A 23020-nucleotide genomic window follows, 5' to 3' on the forward strand; every position below is an offset into this window, starting at 1 on the left:
ATACTGTTCATCGTGGATCCTCCGGTTGCCGGGAAATGCGTGCATTTTCCACCTGGGCACTTCGATGCCGTTGGCCCGTGAGGATCCACCCCTTCCTCTGCTCTCACGGTTTCGGGTGGGACGCGTTCATTTCATTCTCCGATGTTCAGGTTTATCCGTCCGACTTGGCATGCGCCGCGTTCATGTCGAATGCGTGGGCCGTGTCGGTATTTTCAGCACCGGATATTCATTCCACAATAAAATGCAATGAATCTGCTTCATCACCAGATTGAATGAACGGAGTGATGCCCAAATCATGGAACTGAGCGATGTCGACCTGAATCTGCTGCTGCTTTTCCAGCGGCTGATGCAGGAGCGGCGTGTGTCGACCGTCGCCGAGCAGATGAACATGAGCCAGCCGGGCGTCAGCAATGCGCTCGCGAAGCTGCGCCGCCGGCTCGGCGATCCTCTGTTCGTGCGCGGCCCGGGCGGCGTGGTGCCCACGCCGTTCTCGCTGCGCCTGGCCCAGCCGGTCTCGCAGGCACTCGCGACCCTGCACGCTGCGCTCAATCCCGAGACCGGTTTCGATCCGCTGCTTGCCAGGCGCACCATGACGATCGGCATGACCGATATCGGCGAGGTCGTATTTCTGCCCACGCTGCTCGAACGCCTTTCGCGCGAAGCACCGGGCATCGCACTCAATACGGTGCGCGACACGAGTGTCAATCTGAGCGACGAGATGGCGAACGGCCGGGTCGATCTGGCCATCGGCTTGCTACCGCAGCTCAAGGGCGGCTTCTATCAGCGCCGCCTGTTCGATCAGCGGTATGTCTGCCTGTTCCGGCGCGGCCATCCGCTCGAGGACACGCCGCTCACGCTCGCCGCGTGGCGCGAGGCAGAGCATCTGGTCGTGGTGTCGGCCGGCACCGGCCACGGCCAGGTGGACGAGTGGTTGAAGCGGCGCGGCGTGCGACGCCAGGTGCGGCTGACGGTGCCGCACTTCATGAGTGTGGGCTACATCCTGCAGCGCACCGATCTGATCGCGACGGTGCCGGAGCGGCTCGCCCAGCAACTCGCCACGCCCTTCTCGCTCAGCCTGTGCGCATTGCCGATGACGCTGCCCGCCGCGCCGATCCATCTGCTTTGGCACGCGCGCGTGCAGCAGGACGAAGGCAATCGCTGGCTGCGCGGGGAAGTGATCGATCTGTTTGCGGACGCGGTGCCCCGTGCGCGGAAGGCAGGGTCCGCGGATGGCAGGAAGTAGTGCTGGTGGTTGGTGGGCCCGGCGAGTCCTTTACACAATGCTCGAAATCAGGGTGCACCCACATGTAGCATGGTGGCCCTGCCGTGCTACCCATGCACCGCGGTCGGTTATCTTGGCATCGCCTTCAAGAATCACATTCGGATTCACCTCGGGATGCTGTGGACACCTCACTAAGTCCCCCTTGCGAGCCACACGCCGCCCACCGTAGCGCATTATCTCGGAGGCGGTAATAACCTCTCCCCCATGGTCAGTGGTGTCGCCGAGTCGAATCAGATCAATCATGACGCTTCCTTCGTTCAGTGATCGCCCACTCCCGGAACTGGATCAACGAGATTTCCAGGCTCCGCTCATTCCAGATGCTCCACCTTGCACTCGGCATCAAGGCAAGTTGAAGATCTGGCTGCAAGGCAGCTTTTCTCCGTTGTCGATTGTCAGGTCGAAGTATGGGTTATGATCGAAATGCCTTTCATCTGCATCGGGATCAGGGATATTTCGAAACCTCTCGAAAACGAGCGTCTTGCCACCCTGCAACCGTATCGACATAAACTTCATCGATTGATCGAATTTCGGCGTTCCCCATGACGAATCAATCGATTTTCCTTCTCCTCTGGAGAGGTATATCGACAGTACGCTGCCCCACTCCAAGTGAGGAACCGCCTTCATCTGATCGGAATCCGCCTGCGGAACGCTCACGTTGACGAAAAGCTTCTTCCCGCCCTTTTCCGTGCAAACGAACTCCTGATTGCCGCCGAACCGGTGCTGAAACTCGACGAACGGGTCGTAGCCGCCATGATCAGCCAAGGCCGGCGTCCCAAAGCAAGTGAGCGCCGCGCCACAAACAAAAAGTAAACCCTTCCATTTCATTTCACCCAAACTCCTGTAACCTTTCGTCCTTTCCCTATCAACGTAGGCTTCTCTTCCTTTCGCATCACCCTGCTATTCGGGCTAATGTAATCGCTCGCAAACAAAGGCCCGGGCAATACGACTTCGGCATGACCATGCGTCGAGCCGTCGGTCGTGCCGTAGACGATCACGGCACCCTCGGGTGCGTCGTAGGGGCTGGCAATGCGATAGGAAGGATCGGAAAGAATGTTTTTGAATCCTGCCTTTTCAAGATCGATTCCGGCGTCTTTGGCTTCGACCTGAGGCGGATACGAATCGACCATGCCTGAAGCCAGGAGCGCGATTTTCACATACTTCCAGCACTCCTTCGTCGACACGTTGGGGGCTTTGGCGACGCTATAGATCGGCTGTCCCAGTTTTGCCTTATGCGCCGCAATAGGCCCACTAAAATTAGCATAATCCTTTCCGTACTTTGCGTCTCTGCGCAAAATCTCAAACATCTTCTGCTTGGGATCGCCTTCGGGCTGCGAATGGTCGGACGCCTGCGCCACCGCAACAGGATGGCCGTTGTCATTGCGGGTCACTTTCGCTTGCTGCGACACCTGAGAAGATGCCTGCGCGGAATCCGCTTGATCCGCTGAAGATGCTGCCGCCGGAGGCGCAGGTGTCGGAGACGCAGTTGTCGAAGACGCCGCTGTCGGAGACGCAACCGCCGAAGCCCCTCCTGGTGCCCCTCCACCCGACGGCAGTTTGATTTGTTGCCCTGGCGTAATCAAATTGCCGCCCAGCCCGGGATTGACGCGCCGGATCTCGGCAACGCTCGTCCCGTGCTGATGGGCGATTTTCCACAGCGAGTCGCCATGCTTGACCGTATACGCTTCCAACTTGCTATTCCGGCGATGATCCCCCCGAGGCCCGGAATGCGCATTTGTCCGGGCTTCGACTTTGCTATGCGGACTGGTCAGTGTCAAAGAGGAGAATGAGCCGGAAATTGCGCCCGTCCACGCCATCTCGAGATTCGCTTCCACCTCCTTCACCCAAACCTCCAGCGTCTGAGTGAACGGAATGTTCTTGATTGGCTGATTGATTTTCCCGGACGAGCTACTGTGCCCCTCCTGCAGCACTTTCCCACCGGACTTCACCTGATAATGCACGCCGGAAATCGGCTGCTTTTTCTTGTTGACGAACTGAACGCCCAAAGTGCCCGAGCAGCAGCCGAGATCGTAATCGCTGAACTTGTCGATATAGTCCGAAACCGACGTGCCGTTCGCGTCCTCCGGATCCTGGGCCCCGTTCGACTCCAGAAATTGCATCACACCGGGATGCTTGCTCGTTCCGAAACCCTTGAGGTGAGCCGCCCCGACAATACCGGAATGCGTGATCGTTATCCCGGAAATTACCTTTCCTTCATATTGATCCGCGCCATATTGATGGGCACGCGAACATAGCAGTCTGACCCAAGATACGGCGGCCACGTCCTGCTCGTCCGGCGAATTTCTGAAATCCTCCAGGCTGTTGATCCCATCCTTTCCAGTCCACGTTCCTTTCCACTGATACTGAAATGCCTTATGACCATCCGGCTTCTTGATATAGGGAGACGAGCCGTCCGACACGTAATAGCCAAGGTCGCTCAATGCAGACTCGCCAAACTGATACTTGCCGACGTATCCGTACTTATTGATGACTTGGTATTTCCCGCCACCCTCGCTCTGAAAGAGTGCGCCCAGGAATTCCTTAATTCCGCCTTTGCTCATCGTTCACTTTTTCTTGCAAAAAATTCTAGCGTCGTCCGCATCGATCTTGATCGGGTATTGATTCTCGATCAGCCCCTTTTCCGCGTCGCTCGGGCTCCCGAGCCATTGCGGCGTGCAGCGATACAGCAAGCGCCCTGCGGTGCGATGTGACTGTTCGTCGTAAAGCAGCGCAACATTCGTGACGTTGCACTGATTCGCCTGACAAATGTGATAGAGCCACTCGCGAGATTCGCCCACTTTCCAAAGCGATCCTTCTGTCGCAGGGCCGCTCAGCAAGCGCTTTCGAAGCATTTGCGCATCCAGGCCGGACATATTCAGAAAATGATCGAATGCGGTCGACACTGCCCGACCGATCTCGGTCCCAGATTGATTTCCATCCGGATCCACGAGGTTGAAGATCTCTGTTTTATATCCAGAGCTTGCCGGAGTGACATTTTCCGCAACGGGCGCCTGGCTCTGGGCCTTGCAACCGAATGCAGCGAAACAAAACAGAACCATCCACAAAAATCGGAATCGGGCCTCGAGCGAACGAACTCCGGAAAATCCATTCAATCTCATTTTTTTATTGTGTCTTTGCGTCATCCCTGCGCTCCAGCTTCATCAGAAAACAGGTCATCGTGGACGGTGTCCATATGATGAGTCCAATCGCCACTTCTTACACTAACCTGAACGGCTTCTTCCTTCTCGGTGAAAACTCTGCCGGTCATGCCATCCTGGTCGAGCGTTCCGTAATAGTGCGAGTCCTCGCCGAGCTTAATCAGATACGACGCGTTATCGGGTATTTCTCCATCCGCGAGCGCCCCCGACAGATCGAATCGCAGGCTATACGGTCCGGCATTCTGCGGCACCGGCATCGGCGGCAACGGCATGCGCATCGAGTCCGGCCCCGGCACATCCCAGCTTGCGGCCCTCTCCAGGATCGTTCCCGGCGAGCCATTGACGATCCCGCTGCCATTGATCTGGATGTACGACCCGCCCGCGCCAATCCAGACTTCCTTTGCCGCCGAGATAACGACCTTTCCATCGGTGCTGCAAATCGTGAGGTCCTTCAGGGCTGCGAGAGCCATCTGGTCGCCCTGTGCCTGAATCTCCACCTTCCCCTTCGCCGCAAACAGCTTCATCCCGGCGTTCCGTGCGAACAGGCTTATTTTCTCCGCGACGCTCGCCACTAGCGACTTTCCGCTGGCAATGAACACGCTCTGCCCACTAACGAGATTGGTCTGCTGATCGCTCGCCACGTGCACTGATTGCTGCGTCGACAAGGCAACACCGGACGGACTCGCAATCAGCATGACGGGCTCCTTGAACCCGTTCGCACGGCCCGTGCCACCGCCTGCTGTCCTGCCACCCAACTGCGAGCCCTGTACGCTACCTTGCGTCGCGTCGGTGAAGGTCCTGAGCGCATCGTGCCCATCTCTCAAACTTTCTGCCTGATGCGCCTGGCTTGCCTGTGACAGCGCCTCAATCGTGCTTTCCGCTTCAACGAGTTGCTGCTGCGCCTCGCGCACATCAAGCTGCTGACTGTTTGCCTCTTTCGGATGCGTCGTGACGTACAGCCCCTGCGCGGCGCGCACGGCACCGTACGAATCCGTCTTCAGGTCAAATCCTGAGCCGAGATACGAGCCGCGCGTGTTGCCGCTCTGGTCGATCAGATACCCCAGATGAAGCAGGCTGTTCCCTGTACTGCTGAAAAATTTGGCACGATTCTGCCCTGTCGCATCATCGAGAACCATTTCGTTGTAGCCGGCGCCCGAATACTCCTTCGACCGGTAGCCCGACAGAATGCCGTTGCTATGCCACTGCGGCTGGACGTTCCCGTTGTAGACACGGTGCAGGACGATGGGCCGGTCACAGTCCCCACCTATGTAACCGATCAAAACTTCTTCGCCGACCCTGGGAACGTGAACGCTTCCATATCCGCCGCCCGTATCCGACTGCGCGACTCGCACCCAGCACGACGCACCCGCATCTCCCTGGTTCTGCCGGTCCCAGATGAACATCACCTTCACCCGGTTCAGTTCGTCCGTATATACCTCTTCACCTTGCGGCCCGACAACGATGGCCGTCTCCAGGTGCATCACCGGCTTTTTATGCTCGAACGAACTACGGTATGGAACCGTCTTCCGCTGCGCCTCGACCTCGACCAGATAAAAACCCGCCGAACCGTCCTCATGAATGACGGCCTCCCCTGTATGCCCGGCCTTCGCCTGCACCAGTTCGTTCTGCAGACTGTGCGGAAAGCTCGCTTCATGAGCCGATAGCGGTAGATTGTTCTCGATGTACCGCCGCACCTTGATCGCCGCGAATTCCCGCTGGCCGACCGGATCGCGATCATGCTCCGGATGATCGATCAGTTCGAAGCGCAGTCCCGCATCGATACCCCGAACGCCGCCCTCCGCGAAAAACCGCTTGGCCCGCGACTCCCACTCTTCCAGATGAATCTTCGAAAGCTGCTCGCCGCGATCCCGGTTCAGGTACGTGTAGGCCCCGGTGTATTCGTAGACTTCGGCCTGCTCCGGCAAATCTCCCTGGCCAGACATCGTCGGTAGCGTGGTGCCTTTGGGATTGAAAACCGACGCTGGTGCCTTGTAGTCGAACGTGCGCGTCGTATGCACGGTACTCTGCAAGGTCCGCGAACCCGCCCACTGCGTGAATGCATCCGTTTCGCTGCCTGTGTCCGACCGGTAGAACCTGACCGAATTGGGCGACATCTCATCGAGCGCGTAAATGTCGTCGGTCACGACCAGCATATGCGACTTGCCGTCCTTGCCCTGACGCCAGAAGCCGTACAGGCCTTCCTCCTCCATCAACCGATGGACAAAATTCCAGTCGGTTTCGCTTTGGCGGCAGTACGAGCGCCGGGGCAGCGGCTTCAGCAACGCGAACTCGAACTGGCCTCGGGCCTGCGGATGCGCATTGAATACGTCAGCGATGACGGCGTCGACGCTCTTGTCCTGCCAATACCGCATATCGCTGCGGAATTTGAGGAAATGCATCCACGAGGCGAAAGTCAATTGATAACTTGAAAGACCACCGTCGGCACCCAGCCTGCGAGCCGTGTGAATGTAGCCATTGACCGGGAGGTAGGATTTGTCCGCCTGCTGAATCCACAGCGTCATCGGCTGGGCGATCAACGTCTTGAGTTCGATGTCACCCACGGTGGACACCATGTCGAGCGTGACACTGAAGTCGCGGCCGAGTTCGGAACAGGTCACGGCCCGGCGTGGCACCAGCGCATTGCCCGGCAACGACGGGATGTCCGTCTTGAGCAAGCGGTCTTGCTGGATCAGGCCACCACGAATCGCCTGAGCCAATTCGGTCATGTTCATGCGTTATCCATCTTCTTGTTTGTTGCAGGCCGCAGCGGCCCGCGCTCTCACGGGGACGGCTCCCCGGTTACATATTTTAGCGGCGTCGACAAGTCATGAGAATGTACCTCGTCCCTGAAGCCGCCAATACATCTGACAAGAATTGAAACACAATTCGCCTGAGAAACGTATCCCGCGGAGCCATTGAAATGTTAGAAATTCTATATTCCTACATTTACCTTTCCAAATTGATTTCATGAGATTGGAAACGGCGTTGAGTTTCTGCTTGAGCGGGAATCATCCAGTTAATAGTACAAAGCAGAGCTGAGCCACCAATTTCAATGATCCCAATCGGCGTCCGCATGGTGCGGTGAATCCAGGTATTGCAGGATAGACTCGCACCGGCTTCGGGCGCCACGGCGCGATGGCGCAACGCTGCGCCCAGTAAACGACGTAGCATGTCGGAGCGTTGTATCCTCGGACAGCACCCAAACGCGTGCCCATTACACAGGAGAATCGAGATGAAATCCAATCTCAGCCGGCGGGCCCTGCTTGCCGTCGCGCTCGCCAGTGTAGCAGCGACGGCCGTCGCAACCGCGCAGGCCGAAGAAACGGTGCAGTGTTTCGGCATCGCCAAGGCGGGCCAGAACGACTGCGCAAGCAAGACCGGCGTGCACGATTGCGCGGGCGAAGCCAAGGTCGACAACGACAAGGGCGACTTCAAGAACGTACCGAAGGGCACCTGCGAAAAATTGGGCGGCAAGGTCGAAACCTGACGCGCAGCGTGTCACGAAGCCATCGTTGCCCCATCCGGCCGGTCATATGATTGCTGACGGCTCAACTACTCGCGCACCATCCGGCGTCGGGATCGGGCTGCGCCATGCACACTACGCCGATTTTCTCGGCACGCCACCCGCGGTCGACTGGGTTGAAGTGCACAGCGAAAACTATTTCGGCGACGGCGGTTACGACCTGCACGTGCTTGGCCGCGTGCGGCGGGATTTGCCGGTCAGCCTGCACGGCGTCGGCCTCGGGCTCGGCTCCGCCGTCCAACTCGATGCCGGCCATCTGGGCAAGCTAAAGCGGCTGGTCGAGCGAATCGAGCCCGCGGTCGTCTCCGAGCATCTCTGCTGGAGCGAGACGTCGGCCGGCCACCTGAACGACCTGCTGCCGATGCCGCTGACGGACGAAGCGCTCGATCAGCTGTGTGCGCGCGTCGGCCAGGTGCAGGACGTGCTTGGCCGGCGGGTCCTGCTCGAAAACGTTTCCACCTGGCTTCGGTTCGACGGCGACCATTATGGCGAGGCGGCCTTCCTCGCCGAACTGGCGCGCCGCACGGGATGCGGCGTGCTGCTCGACGTCAACAACTTGTACGTGAACCAGTGCAATCACGGCGAAGACGCGATCGAGGCGATGAATGCGCTAGCGCCCGGCGTGGTCGGCGAGATTCATCTGGCCGGGCACCGTGTGACTGACACTGCCGTCATCGACGAACATGGCTCGCGCGTCGCGCCAGCAGTCTGGCGTCTCTATGAATATGCGCTGCACCGTTTCGGCGATGTGCCGACATTGATCGAATGGGACACGGCCATTCCGCCGCTGAGCGTGCAGGTCGATGAAGCCCGGCTTGCGCGCGATGCGCGGGCCAGGGTTCGCCCGGGAGGGGAACAACCGGCAGACGTCACCGGCAAGGACCGCACCTGATGGCCACGCGGCTCGAATCGCTCCAGCAAATCTTTGCGCAGGCGCTCGACGACCCCGAGCACGAGCGGCCCTTGCTCGCGCTCGTGAAGCCGTTCTCGCCCCTCTCCACCCCCTCGGCCGCTCAGCCCGCCGAAAACGCGGCGCGTGCACCGACGAGGCTTCCGGTAGCCGCCAGTTCCGGCGAGATTCTGCGTCGGCGCATCGGCCTGTACCGGGGCAACGTGCGGTCCCACTGGCGCGCCGCGCTCGCGAACGCCTATCCCGTGCTGCTCGCGCTGGGCGGCGACGCCTGGTTCGATGCATTGTCGCTTGCCTATGCACGCGCTCATCCGTCACGCAGCGGCGATCTCAACTGCTTCGGCGATGTATTGCCGACCTTTGTTGGCGAATACGAGCGAGACTCGCGCTTTCGATACTTTGTGGATATTGCGCGCCTCGAATGGTCGCTGCACGTCGCCTCCTTCGCTGCCGATGTCACACCTTTCACGCCGCGGCAATGGCTTGAATTTGCCGACGAACGCCTGCTCGACGCACGGCTCGCCGTGCATCCGGCATGCGCGGCAATCGCGTCGGACTACGCCATTGCCGACATCTGGTTCGCCCATCAACCGGACGGACTCTTCCCGCAACGGCTCGCCGTTCCTGCATGGGCGCTCGTCGTGCGTCCCCTGTGGCAACCCACGGTGCTGGTTCACGCCGAGGCCGCGCACGCAGCCTTCGTCGCACTACAGCGAGGAAACACCTTGGCCGCCGCGCTCGACGCCGCTTTCGCGATCGATCCGGCATTCGACTTCGCCACGCAATGGCGCGCGTGGATTGCGGCATCGGCCATTACCGGCGTGGCCGAGAGAGCGACGTCTCGGCAGGCCTGATGGGCATTTGCATTTCGTAGTTTTTAGGTATTTCACCTAATGCATAGGCCCAGTTAACTGTCTTCGACTTTCCGCATACTATGTGGATAGACATTTCAGTACACCGTCATGCTCAGCCGCCGCCGTCTGAAAATCGGGGCGTTCCTCGGGATCTTCGCGATCCTGCTGAGCGTGGTCGCGCCGACGATATCGCAGACGCTTCGCAGCGCATCGACCGAAGCCACGCTTCATGCGCTTCATGCCCATCACGAGCACCACGCGCACCATGCGCACCACATGCATCCGGCAGCGCAAGCCGTTCGCCCTGCCATCGCCGGGTTCGCCGCCCACCATCACGGTTCCGATTCATCGCCGGGTTGTGACGCGTGCCCGTACTGCGGACTGATTGCGCACACGCCCGCACTACCCGGCGCCGCCGTCGCGTTCGGCATCGCCGCGCAGCCGGCCGGGTTTGCAGCACCGGTCATGGCGGCGGCGTTCCGGCCATACACCGTCCTGACGCTCGCGCAACCACGCGCCCCGCCCGCATCGTCCTGACTCCCGTCGAAGATTTTCAAGCGATGCCGACGCGTTGAGCGGCAGCGCGGCGTTGTCGCATCTGTTGCGGCGACACGCTCACCCCTCAATCAGGACATCAACATGCGAACCACTCTCAAACGGGGCGCGGTGGCGCTCTGCGCGCTTGCGCCGGGCTTGTTGCCGCTCGATGCATCGGCTCATGCGGTCGTCGGCGACCGCGTGTTTCCGGCGACGATGGCTGTCGACGATCCCGGCGTCGGCGATGAGTTCAACCTGCAGTACAGCCACACCAAATTGCCAGACAACAACGGCAACGACATGAACGTCAACACGGTGTCGTATGAGTGGGACAAGCTGATCACGAAGAATCTCGCGTTCAGTGTCGCGAGCGACTACGTGAGCCAGAACTCGCCGGACGGCAACGCGAAGGGCTGGGACGACGTGACGCTCGGCATCAAATATCTGGTCTACGCGAACCCGCGGCACGAGTTCATGGCATCGGTCGGGCTGCTCGCCACGCTCGGCGGCACCGGCGCCAAAGCGATCGGGAATTCGTTTTCGACCTTCACCCCGACCGTCTATTTCGGCAAGGGCTTCGGCGACCTGCCCGCATCGCTCGGCTACCTGCGGCCGCTCGCCATCACCGGCACGATCGGCCCGAACCTGACGACCGCGTCGTCGGACCAGGGACCGAACTCGCTCGGATGGGGTTTGACTGTGCAGTACAGCATTCCGTACCTGCAGCAGCAGGTGAAGGATCTCGGATTGCCGCAGCCGTTCGCCAATCTGATTCCGGTCGTCGAATTCCCGATGAGCACCTGTACGGCGGGCGCATGCGCCGGCCAGACGACGGGCACGATCAATCCCGGCGTGCTCTGGATCAACCGCTACGGGCAGTTCGGCATTGAAGCCCAGATTCCGGTCAATCGTGCGACCGGCACACACACGGGCATCCTGGTGCAAGCCCATATCTACTTCGACGACGTCTTCCCGAACTCGCTCGGCAAGCCGCTGTTCTGATCCGGCAGGAGCCCACTCATGAAACCACATACGACTACACGCGCCGCCGTGGCCGCGCTGATGCTCGCCGGCAGTCAGTTCGCGCACGCACACGCTTATCCGACTCATCAGGCGCCGGGGGCCGGCTCGACCGTTACGGACGCGCAGAAGGACGTCGCGATCGACTTCGACGATGGGCTCGAGCCCGCGTTCAGCTCGATCGCCGTCACGGACGCGCAGGGCAACGCAGCCGCCAGCGGCAAGGCCGTTGTCGACCCGTCGAACCGGAAGCACATGTCGGTGGCACTCAAGCCGCTGGCTCCGGGCATCTACACGGTATCGTGGATCGCCGTCGCCGCGGACGGGCATCGCACGCAGGGGCATTACACGTTCACAGTGAAGTGACCATGGAGCCGCTCGTCGCTGTGCAAATTGCCCTCGCCGCCGTGCAGGACGTGCTGTTCGCGACGGCGGTCGGCTCGTTCGCGTGCGCCGTGATGGGCAAGCGCAGCGGCATGGGCGCGCCCGCCTCGCTGCCCCGTTGGCAGGCGGGTATTTCGATCGCGCTGACGCTGACGGCCCTCGCGTATCTGTGGCTGCAGGCAGCCGTGATGAGCGGTTCGCCGCTTGCGGAGGCCACCGACGCGGTCGCCGCCGTGCTCACGGAATCGCACTACGGCATCGCGTGGTCGGTCGGATTCACCGGCGCGCTGCTGGCGGCATTGAGCCGGCTCTCCGCTCGTCGCGGCCTGCCTCTGTTCGCTGTGGGCCTCGTCGCGTGGGCGGTTGGCAAGGCCGCGGCCAGCCACGCCGCCGACACTGGCGACTTCTCGGTGCGAGAAGCCATCCACGTCGTGCATCTCGGTGCGACGGCGCTATGGGCCGGTAGCGTGATCGTCGCGGCGACGGTGCTCCGACGCTCGCCGGCCACGCACGCTATGGCCGAGCAAAGAGCGACCTTCTGCAACGAGCTATCGCACCTGGCGACGGCCGCGCTCGTCGTCGTGCTGGTCACCGGCTTCTACAACGTGATGCAGGATACCGCGCAGGCAAGCGCGCCGCTCTTCGGTATGGGCTGGGGCCGGATACTCGCGGCGAAGCTCGTGTGCGTCGCCACTGCGGTGGCTTTGGGCGGCTGGAACCGGCTGGTGGTCCTGCCCGATCTTCGCGCGCGGGCGCGGCAGGACAGCGTCGCCTTCATGGCCGCGCAAGGCCGCTTCGACGCCTGGCTATCCGTTGAAGCGCTCGTCATGCTGGCCGTTCTTTCGATCGCGGCCGTGCTCGGACATACGTCCCCGACGGGCGGTTGACGAGCCCCACCCCGGGAAGAAAACAGACGGCCGAGGTGATGCATCGAGCGGCCATTCGCTTCGACGCCGCGTCCGAGACCGGGCTGCTCGGCAACAGCCAGCTCGACATATCGCTATCTTCGCAAAAGCGGCGTGACGATGCGCTCGAGGCGCTCGGCGGTCCACGAAGGATTCGGATCGTCCCAGCCGTTGTCGGCAAGGCGTCCGTTCCGGTCGATCGTGAAGTTCACCGGAATGCGCCAGACCCGGCCGTAGCCTCCCGCATAGGCGCTGCCGAGCAACCCGACGGGAAAACTCAAATTCGCCGCCACCTGCCGGACGGCCGCCAGATCGTCCGGCCCGTCGAGGCTGAAGCCGAGCACGCGCAGGCCGTTCGCCGCATGCCGCGCGGCATAGGCGGACAGCAGCGGCAATTCCGTTCGACATGGTTCGCACCACGTCGCCCAGAAGGTCAGGATAACGACGTTTCCGTGCAGATCCTCGGAGGCGATGCTTTGCCCATCGAGCGTGTGCAGAACCAGGCCGGGCGCGGGCTGGCCAACGGCGAGCGCGTTGGCCCGCGCGGCCGGCAGCCAGCCGCCTACGCTTGCGCCCAGCATGGCACCGCCGGCCTTGCGCAGCCAATCGCGCCTCGACCGGCGGCGATTCGTGCGCAACAGTTCGTCCGCGTCAGAACGCATAGCTCGCACCCACCGTGCCCGACCAGCGCGGGAACAGCTGATAGCCGCTGAGGCGACTGTACAGCGCCTTCTGGACGAACGCGTAGACGCTCAGATTCTTCACGACGTTCACCGTGACGCCCGGCGACAGATAGACGACCGTGCCGGCCGTGTCGGTGGTATCGGCGAGCGCGCCCTGATCCGCGCTCTTGCGCGTCACGTTGATCTGCAGTTGCGGGACGATTTTGGGATTCGCCTCGTAGCGCAAGCCGATACTGACCGTCGCCAGATTGCCCGGCCGATAATCCTGGCCGGCGCCGTGAAGGTTCTCGATCACGGCCGACTGGAATTGTCCATTGACGAACGCGTCGAAGTTCTGGCTGACCGGCTGGTAATAGTAGGCGCCGACGATCAGATCGGTGCTGCCGGTGCCGGGCTGCAGGCTGGTATCGAGTGCCTGGCCGTTCGCGGCATTCGGACCCGACGAGAAGAACACCGGGCTGCGGCCTGCGGAGGCGCCCGTCAGCACGTTCTGTCCGCCGTATTTCCCCGTGGGCAGCTTGATCCCGAACTGCACGCCGAGATTATGGGTCGGCAGGAAGCCCTGATAGCTGCCGATCAGCTTGATGTCGCCAAGCCCGCTGCTCGTCGCGCCGCTCAGGTTGTCCGGCGTGAGTTGATCCGGCGTCGCGTTGCCGTACGTCGAGTGGCCGCGATCGACGAACGGGACGATCGCGCTGAAGTTCCACTTCGGGTTCGGGCTGTAGTTGATGCCGAGATTCCAGTAGCGATTGATCGTCTGATGCTCGACTTCCTGACTGCCGCCCGCTGCATTGATCGACGCCGGCACGGTGGGCGACACCGCACTCGTTCCGCTGCGCAGTTGATCCTGCGGAAGGAACGTGTAATCCAGGCTGACGCGCCAGCCCGGCATCGCCGAATATCCCATCGCCGCATCCGTGCTCAGCGAGCAGCCGCAGGTCGCACAGGCCTGCGCGGTCATCGGCAGCGCGAGGCCGATCAGGCAGGCTACGTGCAACGGTTTCCTGTAGCGAACGAGCGATTCAAGCAAGGACGGGTTGGCCTTCATGTTTATCTCCATGGTTTGACGGGGTGAAATGCGTTGATCGGCATCCGTGCAAGGCATCAGAACGCATACCGCATCCCGGCAAAGACGCTGCGGCCTTCGCCCGGATAGAAGATCGCGGGGCTCGCGGTGCGCGCGTTGGCGACCGTGCTGATGTCGGCGACGTACCGCTTGTTCGTCAGGTTGCGCGCGTCGACGAACAGCGACAGGCCGTTGCGGAAGTCGATGCCGGCCTGCAGGCCGAGCAGCGTATAGCCCGGCACACGCAGCGTGTTCGCATCGTCCGCCCAGGCGCCCGACGGCACCCAGTCGACCGTCGCGGCGACATGGAAGCCGTTCGGACGCGCGTAGCCGAGCGTCGCGCGTAGCACGTTGAGCGGCACGCCGGCGATCCGGTTGTTGCCGTACTGTGGATCATCCTTGAAGCGGAAGTCGCTCAGGTTCCAGAGCCCGGACAGCGTGATCCTGTCGCCGGCGCCGGGCGCCGTGACGTTGCGCAACAGATCGAACGACGCGCCGGCTTCGATCCCCTGCAGCACCGTCCTGTTCGCGTTGAACGTCGATGCGGGAATGTCCGGATTCGTCGTGTATTGCAGCAACTGGTCGCGTACTTGCGAGCGATAGGCGGTAACATCCCAACTCAGCCGATCGCGCGTGCCGCGCGAGCCGATCTCGAGCGTCCACGCGTGCTGCGGCGCGAGCGGCGTAAATCGCGTCGTGCCGGCGAACGTCTGCATCAGGTCGGTGAAATCCGGTACGTCCTGGCTGCGTGTGATGTCGACGTACGCCTGCGTGTCGCGGTCCGGCTGCCACAGCAGGCCGAGCTTCGGATTGAGTCCGCTGTAGCTCGCGTTCGTGGATTTGTACGTCGGGTCCGTCGCGAGTCCGCCGTGGTCGATGTACTCGCGCACCGAATGCAGCGCCTTCACACCAGTCATCAGCGCGACCGTCGGCAGGAAGAACAGGCGGTTCTCGACATACGCGTCGTAGTTGAATGCCGTCTGCGTCGAGTCGAGCGTTTGCGCCCCCTTGTCGCCGTTGACGTTCACGTACTGGTTCGCCTGCGTGCGCCCGCCGAAGAAGCGCGCGCCGACGATCAGGTCGTCGCGCATCCCGCCCGCGTTCAGATGGCCGGTATAGCGCGGCGCGAAGCCGTAAGTCCAGCCGTCCTGATCGAGCGCCTGGAAGATCGGGTGATACAGACTCTTGTGGATCGCCCACGTATCGAACTGCAGTTCGCCGGAATCGAGCCGCACCGTCGTGCGGTTGGCGATCCGCTCGGTGCGCGTGTTGCGCGCCTGATCGCCGGACACCGCGTTCGGCGCCGCCTTCGTCGGATTGTTCAGCGCGTCGGATAGCGACAGCGTGCCGGGCAGCAGTTGATCGACCACGTATGCGCCGACATAGAAGCGCGTCTCGACTGTCGGGCTGAACCGGTAGCCGACGTTCGCGTTGAACTGCTCGTACTGGCCCGTCTCGTGGTTGCGATAGCCGTCCGCGTGATTCATGCTGAACGTCGCGAGAAAATCGAGCGGACCGATCACGCGGGACACCTGCGCGCTCGTGCGCACCGTGCCATCGCTGCCGCCCTCGACGCGCACGACGTTCGGCGCGTCGGCCGTGTACGCGGTCGGCGTGATGAAATCGATTGCGCCGCCGAGCGTCGACGCGCCATACGCGAGGCCGTTGCCGCCCTTGTAGACCTCGACCGCCTGCAGCGCGAGCGGATCGATCTGATAGTAGTCGCCGCTGCCGTCGGCGAGATTGGTCGGCACGCCGTCCTGCAATATCTCCAGGCCGCGCGTGTGATACGCGCGCGCGATTCCGGAGCCTCGGATCGACAGCCGAAGCTCCTGACCGTAGCGATTCTCGACGAACACGCCGGGGACGTCCTTCAGCACGTCGCGCAGCGTGAACGCGTAGGTGTTCCTGTAGCTGTCGGCGTCGACAAAGCCGACCGAGCCGACGGTCGAGTCGAGATCGCGTTTCAACGTGCCCGTCGATCTGGACGTCGGCGAGTCCGTCGTTCGGGCTCCGTTGATCGTGATCGCAGGCAGCGTCGATGCGCTCGACAAGTCGGCGGTGGCGTCGATCGATTGCGCATAGCTGGTGGTAGCGAACAGCACGGCGAACACGCCGGACAGCGCGATGGCAATTCGGGACAAAGGAAACATGTTGTTATCGGTATGGAAAAAGGAATCGGAAACATCGCGCGCAAAGGCTGGCCGCGCTGCCGTGAAGGCGCTCGGCATCCCCAACCGCCGTGTCAGGCAGCCGCGGCGGTCCGTCCGGCGCAGTCATGCGGCGAGACGGACGACGAACGCAGGACGACGAACGCATCCAGCCACGCCGACGTGCGTGGGGCGATGTAACTAGGAAGGCTTAGACGAACAGAGGGGGGGCGCGGGAAGGCGGGCGATCGTCGAGCGTCGATCGCGCAATGGGGCAACGCACTGGCCGAATGCGGACGCGCGCCGCGACCGTGGCGGGAAACAGCAGCACGAGCAACACGAACGACGTCAGCGCGGCAAACAGCGCGGCACTGAATGCGCACATTCCGTTGTCGCTGTCGGACGACGCCTGCTTGTTGTCGTGTGAATCATGCGTCAGCGCATCGACGAGCGCGAACCCATCGTTGGCCCGCGTGATCGTCGAGCGCGAATCGAGACCGAACGTGGAAACGGCCGCATCGAGAATCAACGGTCCGTGACCGGAGCACAGCACCACGACACCCGAATCCGGCGTATCCGGATCGAGCATCACGGCCCCGGACATCAGCGCACGAGACAGCAACACCGCGAGGACGACTCCCCACACGAGCTGTTTCATGACGCCGCTCCGAAGCAGAAAATGGCGAAGTGCGTTCATGGCGCGGGATTGTACGCTAATTCATTAAGACAACGAATCGTTATCGGTGATGGTCGACATAAGTGCGCGTCAGTTCGACATCGCGCCGGCGCCCTTCACCCTGCACTGGCTCGCCACCTTCTCGCCGTCGCCGAACGAGAACGTCATTGGGATCGACATGCCGACCTTGAGCGGTTGCTTCGGCTTCTCGAGCATCAAGTGATAGCCGCCCGGCGCGAACTTGAGCGTGCCGTTCGCGGGCACCGTGGCCTTGTCGACCATGACCATCGTCGACGTGCTGCCGTTGCGCTGCGTCTGATGAAGCATCGCCATGCCGAACGCGTCGGTCTCGACATCGGTCAGGTCGATGGACTTGTCGCTCATGTTCATCACGCTGAAGTAGCCGCCGGACGGCAGGTCGCCGGGCAGCATGCGTACCCAGCAGTCCGACACCATGACGGACGCGGGCGCGGCGAGCGCGGGCGCTGCGCACGCACAGATCGCGAACGGCAGCAGGGTCGTTTTCATCGAAAGCTTCATGGTCTTCTCCGGTCGATATGACAAAAAAATGCCCGTCCGTTTACGATGCGGCGGGCCGAACGGCAGGTCCGAGCAGCAAGCGGTCGAGCAGCCATACAGCAACGATCGTCGCGCCCATCAACGGGAACACGATTCCGAGCAGCACCAGGCCCGCGACCCAGCCGCGCATCGGCACTACGACGCGCTCGCGCGCGGGGGCGCCGAGCGTGCCCGCCGGGCGCCGCTTCCACCACATCACGGCGCCCGTGACGGCCATCGCGGCGAGCCCGAGCGAAATCGCCACGCAGACGATCTGGTTCGCGAGCCCGAAATACCGCCCCATATGCAGCGACGTGCCGTACGAGACGGCCTTGGCAACCGCGCCGTAGTCGCCGTAGCGGATGTCCTTCAGCACCGCGCCGCTGTACTGGTCGATGTGGACGGTACGTTCCAGATTCGGGTCCGCCGGGAAATACGACACCGTGTACACGCCGTCGACCGACGTCGGCAGCGCGACGTCGTAACCGTCGACGAGTCCGGCCGCCCGCATCCGCGCGACAATCCGGCCGAGCGGCAGCGGGCGCGCGCCGGGCGCGGCCACATCGGGCGAGCGAGGCACGCGCACCGCGCCGACCGCCCAGGGCACCTGCGGCAAGGGCATGTCGTCCATCGTCATGCCCGGCATCGCATCCATGCCGGACGACGAGGCGTGCCCGGCCCCGGCCGCGCCGGCCCCGGCGGCCTGGCCGGGCACCGTCGAGCGCAGCGGCGACCCGCCCCACGAACCCGGCGGCGAACCCAGCTTGACGCTGGTCGCGAGCGACTGGAAATGCTTGCCCCACGAGCCGGTCCACGGCAGGCCGGTCGTCACGAACGCGAATGCGCCGATCGCGAGCCAGATGCCGAGCGCCGCATGAATGCTTTTCCATAGCGGCCGGCCGCGCAGAGACAGATCGGGCAGCAGCGCGCGTCCGACGCGCGCGGTGCCGCGCGGCCACCAGAGCGCGATGCCGGTGCCGATCATCACCAGCGTCCAGCACGCGACCAGTTCCATCAGCAGTTCGCCCGGCTTGCCGAGCAGCAGCTTGCGGTGAATCATCCGGTCGACCTGCATGAAACGACGATCGACGTCGAGCGCGCCAAGCACCGTGCCGTCGTACGGATTCAGGTACACGCTTTCGCGTCGCCCGTCCGGCAGCCGGAACACGAATTCGGCGCTGCGGTCGGCGCGCGCGGAAATGCGCGCGGTCGTCGCGACGGCGTCCGGCGGCATGGCCGCGCGGGCGCCAGCGAGCAACGCGTCTTCGTCGAGCCGAGGCGAAGGTCTCGGCGTCACGACGAGCTGGTGCGGATACAGCAGCGGCTCGATCTGCGGCTGAAAACAGTAGATCGTGCCGGTGATCGCGAGGACGACGAGGAACGGCATCACGAACAGGCCGGCGTAGAAGTGCCAGCGCCAGAGCGTGCGGTATCCGGTGCCGGGGCCGGCCACCGTGATCGCGGACCGCGCGTGGCGGCGCGCGCGGGCACGCAGCCTCCGCGAAGTGGAGTACGACATGAAATTTTCCTGAGATTGTTGGACGAACGACCGCGCGCGCCTGCATGGGCGCGTCGACGTGGCCGTGCATGACGGAGGTCAGGAAAAGGCGGGAGGGGCTCGAGGTCTGCCGGACGGGAATGCGCCGAGCGGCGTGAAACGGACGGATAGCGTGGGTGCGACGGCGAGCGCGACGAGCAACACGAATACGAGCGACATCGGCGGAAGCGTCGGTATCGCAACGTGATCGGCAAGCAGATCGCAATAACCGCAGGCCGCGAGCGGATCGCCATGCGCGGCATGCGCGAAATCGGTGGCGGGCTGCGTCACGGAACAGAGAACGGCCGACGGTTCGTCCCGATGCATCGCGACGACCATCTGGCTCACGAGCGGCGCGAGCACGATGAGCCACATGGCAACGAGGCCAAGCCATGCGGTCAGGTGTTTGCGGGATCGGGATGCCATGGACGTAGGTCGAAATGACGTGCGGCCGAAGTTTACCACTGGAAATGAAAAAAGCCCTTGATCATCAAGGGCTTTTTTGCGAATTTGGCGGAGAGGGTGGGATTCGAACCCACGGTACGGGGAAACCGTACGCCTGATTTCGAGTCAGGTACATTCGACCACTCTGCCACCTCTCCGTTTTACTGCTTTACTGCATTTCCCGGCTGGTCGTTTCCGGGAAAGCGCAGATTATAGAACGTCTTCCGCGAAACTTCCAAGTCTTTTTCGAAAAAATTTCTCGCGCGCCCCGAAAGCTCCGCGAACGCGCGTCACGACGCCTGCTTCGGCGCGTCGATCCGCTCGATCCCGCCCATATACGAACGCAGCGCCTCCGGCACCGTCACCGAGCCATCCGCGTTCTGGTAGTTCTCGAGCACCGCGACGAGCGTGCGGCCGACCGCGAGCCCCGACCCGTTCAGCGTATGCACGAGCTCCGGCTTGCCCTGCGCGTTGCGAAAGCGCGCCTGCATCCGGCGCGCCTGGAACGCCTCGGTATTCGAGCAGCTCGAGATCTCGCGATACGTGTTCTGCGCCGGCAGCCACACTTCGAGGTCGAACGTCTTCGCCGCCGAAAAGCCCATGTCGCCCGTGCACAGCGTGATCACGCGATACGGCAGCCCGAGCTTCTGCAGGATCGCCTCCGCGTGGCCGACCATCTCGTCGAGCGCCGCGTAAGACGCGTCCGGCGCGGTCACCTGCACCATCTCGACCTTGTCGAACTGATGCTGGCGGATCATCCCGCGCGTGTCGCGGCCGTACGAGCCCGCCTCCGAGCGGAAGCACGGCGAATGCGCGGTCAGCTTGATCGGCAGCGCGGAGGCGTCGACGATCGAGTCGCGCACCGTGTTCGTCAGCGAAATCTCGGACGTCGAGATCAGGTATTGCGTGACCGTGTTCTCGCCGCCGCCCTTCTCGACGCGGAACATGTCCTCCGCGAATTTCGGCAGCTGGCCGGTGCCGTACAGGATGTCCGGATTCACGATGTACGGCGTATACGTCTCGCTGTAGCCGTGCTGCTGCGTGTGCGTGTCGAGCATGAACTGCGCGAGCGCGCGATGCAGCCGCGCGATCGGGCCGCGCAGCATCGTGAAGCGCGCGCCGGACAGCTTCGCGCCGGTCTCGAAATCGAGGCCGAGCGGCGTGCCCACATCGACGTGATCCTTGACCTCGAAATCGAACGCGCGCGGCGTGCCCCAGCGGCGCACCTCGACGTTCTCGCTCTCGTCGTTGCCGACCGGCACACTGTCGTGCGCGAGGTTCGGCATGCCGAGCATCAGGTCCGACACGCGCGCCTGCACGTCGTCGAGCTGCGCGGCGGACGCCTTCATCTCGTCGCCGATCCCGCCCACTTCGGCCATCACCGCCGACGTGTCCTCGCCCCGCCCCTTCATCGCGCCGATCTGCTTGCTCAGCGCGTTGCGGCGCGCCTGCAGGTCTTCGGTACGGGTCTGGATCGCGCGGCGTTCCGCTTCGAGCGCGGAGAACGTGGCGACGTCGAGGGTGTAGCCGCGATCGGCGAGGCGTTTCGCGACGCCGTCGAGGTCTTTGCGCAGCAACTGGATGTCGAGCATGGGAGGACGGACGATTCGTTGAATAAGACGGGAATTCTAACGCACGGCTACCATTCCGGTAGCATTTGCCTCCCCGCAGACGGCTAACCACCCGGAGAACCGATGGCCATCGAACTGGACAAGGACGCGCGCGACCGCGCGATCGCTTCGCTGCAACGCTATTTCACGGAAAACATGGACGAGCCGATCGGCAACATCCAGGCCGGCGCGCTGCTGCATTTCTTCGTCGAGGAAATCGCGCCCGTGATCTACAACCGCGCGATCGCCGACGCGCAGGAGCGGCTTCAGGCGCGCATCGCCGAGCTCGATATCGACTGCTACGAGGAACCGTTCGACTACTGGAAGAAGCAGCCGGCCCGCAAGCGCTGACGCACCGCCCCCGCGACCGGATGGTCGGCGGACCTGCGGCCCGGGCCCGGCCCCGCGCGGGCGCTAATCCTTCTTGCCGGCCGCGCGATCCAGCTCGCGCAGCCACGCGAGCTTCTCGCCGATCTTCGTCTCGAGCCCGCGCGGCACCGGCTCGTACCAGCGCGGCTCGCGCATCCCGTCGGGCAGATACGTCTCGCCCGCCGCATACGCGTTCGGCTCGTCGTGCGCGTAGCGGTACGCGTGGCCGTAGCCGAGCTCCTTCATCAGCTTCGTCGGCGCGTTGCGCAGATGCACCGGCACCTCGCGCGACTTGTCCTGCTTCACGAACGCCATCGCCTGGTTGAACGCCGTGTAGCCCGCGTTGCTCTTCGCCGCGCATGCGAGATAGATCACCGCCTGCCCGAGCGCGAGCTCGCCCTCCGGCGAGCCAAGCCGCTCGTAGGTCGCGGCCGCTTCGTTCGCGATCTGCATCGCGCGCGGATCCGCGAGGCCGATATCCTCCCATGCCATCCGGACGATCCGCCGCGACAGATACTTCGGATCCGCGCCGCCGTCGATCATCCGGCAGAACCAGTACAGCGCGCCGTCCGGGCTCGACCCGCGCACCGACTTGTGCAGCGCCGAGATCTGGTCGTAGAAGTTGTCGCCGCCCTTGTCGAAGCGGCGCGCGTTCAGCGTCATCGCGTTCGACACGAAGTCGGCGTCGACCGTCGCCGCGCCCGCCGACGCGGCCGCCGTCTGCGCCTGCTCGAGCAGGTTCAGGAAGCGCCGCGCGTCGCCGTCCGCATAGCCGATCAGCGTATCGACGGCCTTGTCGTCGAACGCGAGGCCGTCGAGCGCGATGTCCTGCGCGCGGCGCAGCAGCTGACGCATCTCCTCATCGGTCAGCGACTTCAGCACGTACACCTGCGCGCGCGACAGCAGCGCCGAATTGACCTCGAAGCTCGGGTTCTCGGTGGTCGCGCCGATGAACGTCACGAGGCCCGATTCGACGAACGGCAGCAGCGCGTCCTGCTGCCCCTTGTTGAAGCGATGAATCTCGTCGACGAACAGGATCGTGTGGCGTCCGGTGCGATTGAGCGTGCCCTGCGCCTGCTCCATCGCCTCGCGGATGTCCTTCACGCCGCCCAGCACCGCGGACAGCGCGATGAACTCGCAGTCGAACGCCTGCGCGGTGAGGCGCGCGAGCGTCGTCTTGCCGACGCCGGGCGGCCCCCAGAGGAGCATCGAATGCGGCCTGCCCGATTCGAACGCGAGCCGCAGCGGCTTGCCCTCGCCCAGCAAATGCGTCTGGCCGATCACCTCGGCGAGCGTCTTCGGCCGCAGCGCCTCGGCCAGCGGCCGGCGCGGTTCCACTTGAAACAGGTCGGACATG

At 63.2% G+C, this 23020-nt stretch carries 24 protein-coding genes and 1 tRNA gene; 9 read left to right on the plus strand and 16 right to left on the minus strand.

Annotation, left to right across the window (positions count from 1 at the left end):
* Positions 1-295 precede the first annotated feature (295 nt).
* The gene (locus HZI36_RS25835; protein WP_179405513.1) at positions 296-1243 is read left to right on the plus strand and encodes a LysR family transcriptional regulator; all 948 of its coding nucleotides are present in this window, start codon (positions 296-298) and stop codon (positions 1241-1243) included.
* A gap of 30 nt (positions 1244-1273) precedes the next feature.
* Here the strand turns inward: HZI36_RS25835 and HZI36_RS25840 are convergent, their stop codons facing one another.
* From HZI36_RS25840 to HZI36_RS25865, 6 genes are all read right to left on the minus strand, one after another.
* Positions 1274-1525 carry a PAAR domain-containing protein gene (locus HZI36_RS25840; protein ID WP_179405514.1) on the minus strand — a complete coding sequence of 84 codons (252 nt, stop codon included), beginning with the start codon at positions 1523-1525 and terminating at the stop codon, positions 1274-1276.
* A 96-nt stretch (positions 1526-1621) separates the two neighbouring features.
* A complete protein-coding gene (locus HZI36_RS25845; RefSeq protein WP_179405515.1) occupies positions 1622-2107 on the minus strand; it encodes a hypothetical protein in 486 nt (161 codons plus the stop codon).
* A complete protein-coding gene (locus tag HZI36_RS25850) occupies positions 2104-3840 on the minus strand; it encodes a LysM peptidoglycan-binding domain-containing protein (RefSeq protein WP_179405516.1) in 1737 nt (578 codons plus the stop codon). Before HZI36_RS25850 ends, HZI36_RS25845 begins: the two co-directional genes overlap by 4 nt.
* A 3-nt stretch (positions 3841-3843) precedes the next feature.
* Entirely contained in the window at positions 3844-4422 is a 579-nt protein-coding gene (locus HZI36_RS25855; RefSeq protein ID WP_179405517.1) for a hypothetical protein, read from the minus strand.
* Positions 4419-7169 (minus strand): type VI secretion system Vgr family protein, encoded by a 2751-nt coding sequence (locus HZI36_RS25860; RefSeq protein ID WP_179405518.1) that lies wholly within the window; start codon positions 7167-7169, stop codon positions 4419-4421. Before HZI36_RS25860 ends, HZI36_RS25855 begins: the two co-directional genes overlap by 4 nt.
* Before the next feature lie 214 nt (positions 7170-7383).
* Entirely contained in the window at positions 7384-7608 is a 225-nt protein-coding gene (locus tag HZI36_RS25865; protein WP_179405519.1) for a hypothetical protein, read from the minus strand.
* A gap of 61 nt (positions 7609-7669) precedes the next feature.
* On the opposite strand from HZI36_RS25865, the gene HZI36_RS25870 reads away from it, so the two are divergent.
* From HZI36_RS25870 to HZI36_RS25900, 7 genes are all read left to right on the plus strand, one after another.
* Positions 7670-7924 (plus strand): BufA1 family periplasmic bufferin-type metallophore, encoded by a 255-nt coding sequence (locus tag HZI36_RS25870; RefSeq protein ID WP_179405520.1) that lies wholly within the window; start codon positions 7670-7672, stop codon positions 7922-7924.
* 46 nt (positions 7925-7970) lie between these two features.
* Positions 7971-8852: an MNIO family bufferin maturase gene (gene bufB / locus HZI36_RS25875; RefSeq protein ID WP_179405521.1), complete on the plus strand. Its 882-nt coding sequence runs from the start codon at positions 7971-7973 to the stop codon at positions 8850-8852.
* Positions 8852-9724 carry an HvfC/BufC N-terminal domain-containing protein gene (locus HZI36_RS25880; RefSeq protein ID WP_179405522.1) on the plus strand — a complete coding sequence of 291 codons (873 nt, stop codon included), beginning with the start codon at positions 8852-8854 and terminating at the stop codon, positions 9722-9724. The genes bufB and HZI36_RS25880 overlap by 1 nt, the downstream gene beginning before the upstream one ends.
* Before the next feature lie 108 nt (positions 9725-9832).
* A complete protein-coding gene (locus tag HZI36_RS25885) occupies positions 9833-10261 on the plus strand; it encodes a DUF2946 domain-containing protein (RefSeq protein WP_179405523.1) in 429 nt (142 codons plus the stop codon).
* A gap of 102 nt (positions 10262-10363) precedes the next feature.
* Entirely contained in the window at positions 10364-11263 is a 900-nt protein-coding gene (locus tag HZI36_RS25890) for a transporter family protein (protein ID WP_179405524.1), read from the plus strand.
* Positions 11264-11281: 18 nt separating this feature from the next.
* Positions 11282-11647, plus strand: coding sequence for a copper resistance CopC family protein (locus HZI36_RS25895; protein ID WP_179405525.1), 366 nt, complete (start codon positions 11282-11284; stop codon positions 11645-11647).
* Positions 11648-11649: 2 nt separating this feature from the next.
* Complete coding sequence (locus HZI36_RS25900) at positions 11650-12552, plus strand: copper resistance D family protein (RefSeq protein WP_179405526.1); 903 nt, start codon at positions 11650-11652, stop codon at positions 12550-12552.
* Between the two features lie 113 nt (positions 12553-12665).
* Here HZI36_RS25900 and HZI36_RS25905 read toward each other — a convergent pair whose 3' ends face one another.
* The 9 genes from HZI36_RS25905 to serS all read right to left on the minus strand — a co-directional run bounded on the left by HZI36_RS25905 (position 12666) and on the right by serS (position 21276).
* Positions 12666-13232: a TlpA disulfide reductase family protein gene (locus tag HZI36_RS25905; protein ID WP_179405527.1), complete on the minus strand. Its 567-nt coding sequence runs from the start codon at positions 13230-13232 to the stop codon at positions 12666-12668.
* Entirely contained in the window at positions 13222-14214 is a 993-nt protein-coding gene (locus HZI36_RS25910) for a transporter (RefSeq protein ID WP_246327229.1), read from the minus strand. Before HZI36_RS25910 ends, HZI36_RS25905 begins: the two co-directional genes overlap by 11 nt.
* A gap of 143 nt (positions 14215-14357) precedes the next feature.
* A complete protein-coding gene (locus HZI36_RS25915) occupies positions 14358-16472 on the minus strand; it encodes a TonB-dependent receptor family protein (protein ID WP_179405529.1) in 2115 nt (704 codons plus the stop codon).
* A gap of 208 nt (positions 16473-16680) precedes the next feature.
* A complete protein-coding gene (locus tag HZI36_RS25920) occupies positions 16681-17166 on the minus strand; it encodes a DUF2946 family protein (RefSeq protein ID WP_179405530.1) in 486 nt (161 codons plus the stop codon).
* 69 nt (positions 17167-17235) lie between these two features.
* Positions 17236-17685 (minus strand): copper chaperone PCu(A)C, encoded by a 450-nt coding sequence (locus tag HZI36_RS25925; RefSeq protein ID WP_246327228.1) that lies wholly within the window; start codon positions 17683-17685, stop codon positions 17236-17238.
* A 40-nt stretch (positions 17686-17725) separates the two neighbouring features.
* On the minus strand, positions 17726-19222 hold the full coding sequence (locus HZI36_RS25930; protein WP_179405531.1) for a PepSY-associated TM helix domain-containing protein: 1497 nt from the start codon (positions 19220-19222) through the stop codon (positions 17726-17728).
* Positions 19223-19300: 78 nt separating this feature from the next.
* Positions 19301-19666 carry a DUF2946 domain-containing protein gene (locus HZI36_RS25935; RefSeq protein ID WP_179405532.1) on the minus strand — a complete coding sequence of 122 codons (366 nt, stop codon included), beginning with the start codon at positions 19664-19666 and terminating at the stop codon, positions 19301-19303.
* Positions 19667-19751: 85 nt separating this feature from the next.
* Positions 19752-19842 (minus strand) — tRNA-Ser (locus tag HZI36_RS25940).
* Positions 19843-19974: 132 nt separating this feature from the next.
* Entirely contained in the window at positions 19975-21276 is a 1302-nt protein-coding gene (serS, locus tag HZI36_RS25945) for a serine--tRNA ligase (protein ID WP_179405533.1), read from the minus strand.
* Positions 21277-21378: 102 nt separating this feature from the next.
* Between serS and HZI36_RS25950 the strand changes: the two genes are divergently transcribed.
* Entirely contained in the window at positions 21379-21645 is a 267-nt protein-coding gene (locus tag HZI36_RS25950) for a DUF2164 domain-containing protein (RefSeq protein ID WP_179405534.1), read from the plus strand.
* Positions 21646-21708: 63 nt separating this feature from the next.
* Here HZI36_RS25950 and HZI36_RS25955 read toward each other — a convergent pair whose 3' ends face one another.
* Entirely contained in the window at positions 21709-23019 is a 1311-nt protein-coding gene (locus HZI36_RS25955) for a replication-associated recombination protein A (RefSeq protein WP_179405535.1), read from the minus strand.
* Position 23020: the final 1 nt, after the last annotated feature.

It is taken from the genome of Burkholderia guangdongensis, from assembly GCF_013403875.1.
Classification (GTDB): domain Bacteria; phylum Pseudomonadota; class Gammaproteobacteria; order Burkholderiales; family Burkholderiaceae; genus Burkholderia; species Burkholderia guangdongensis.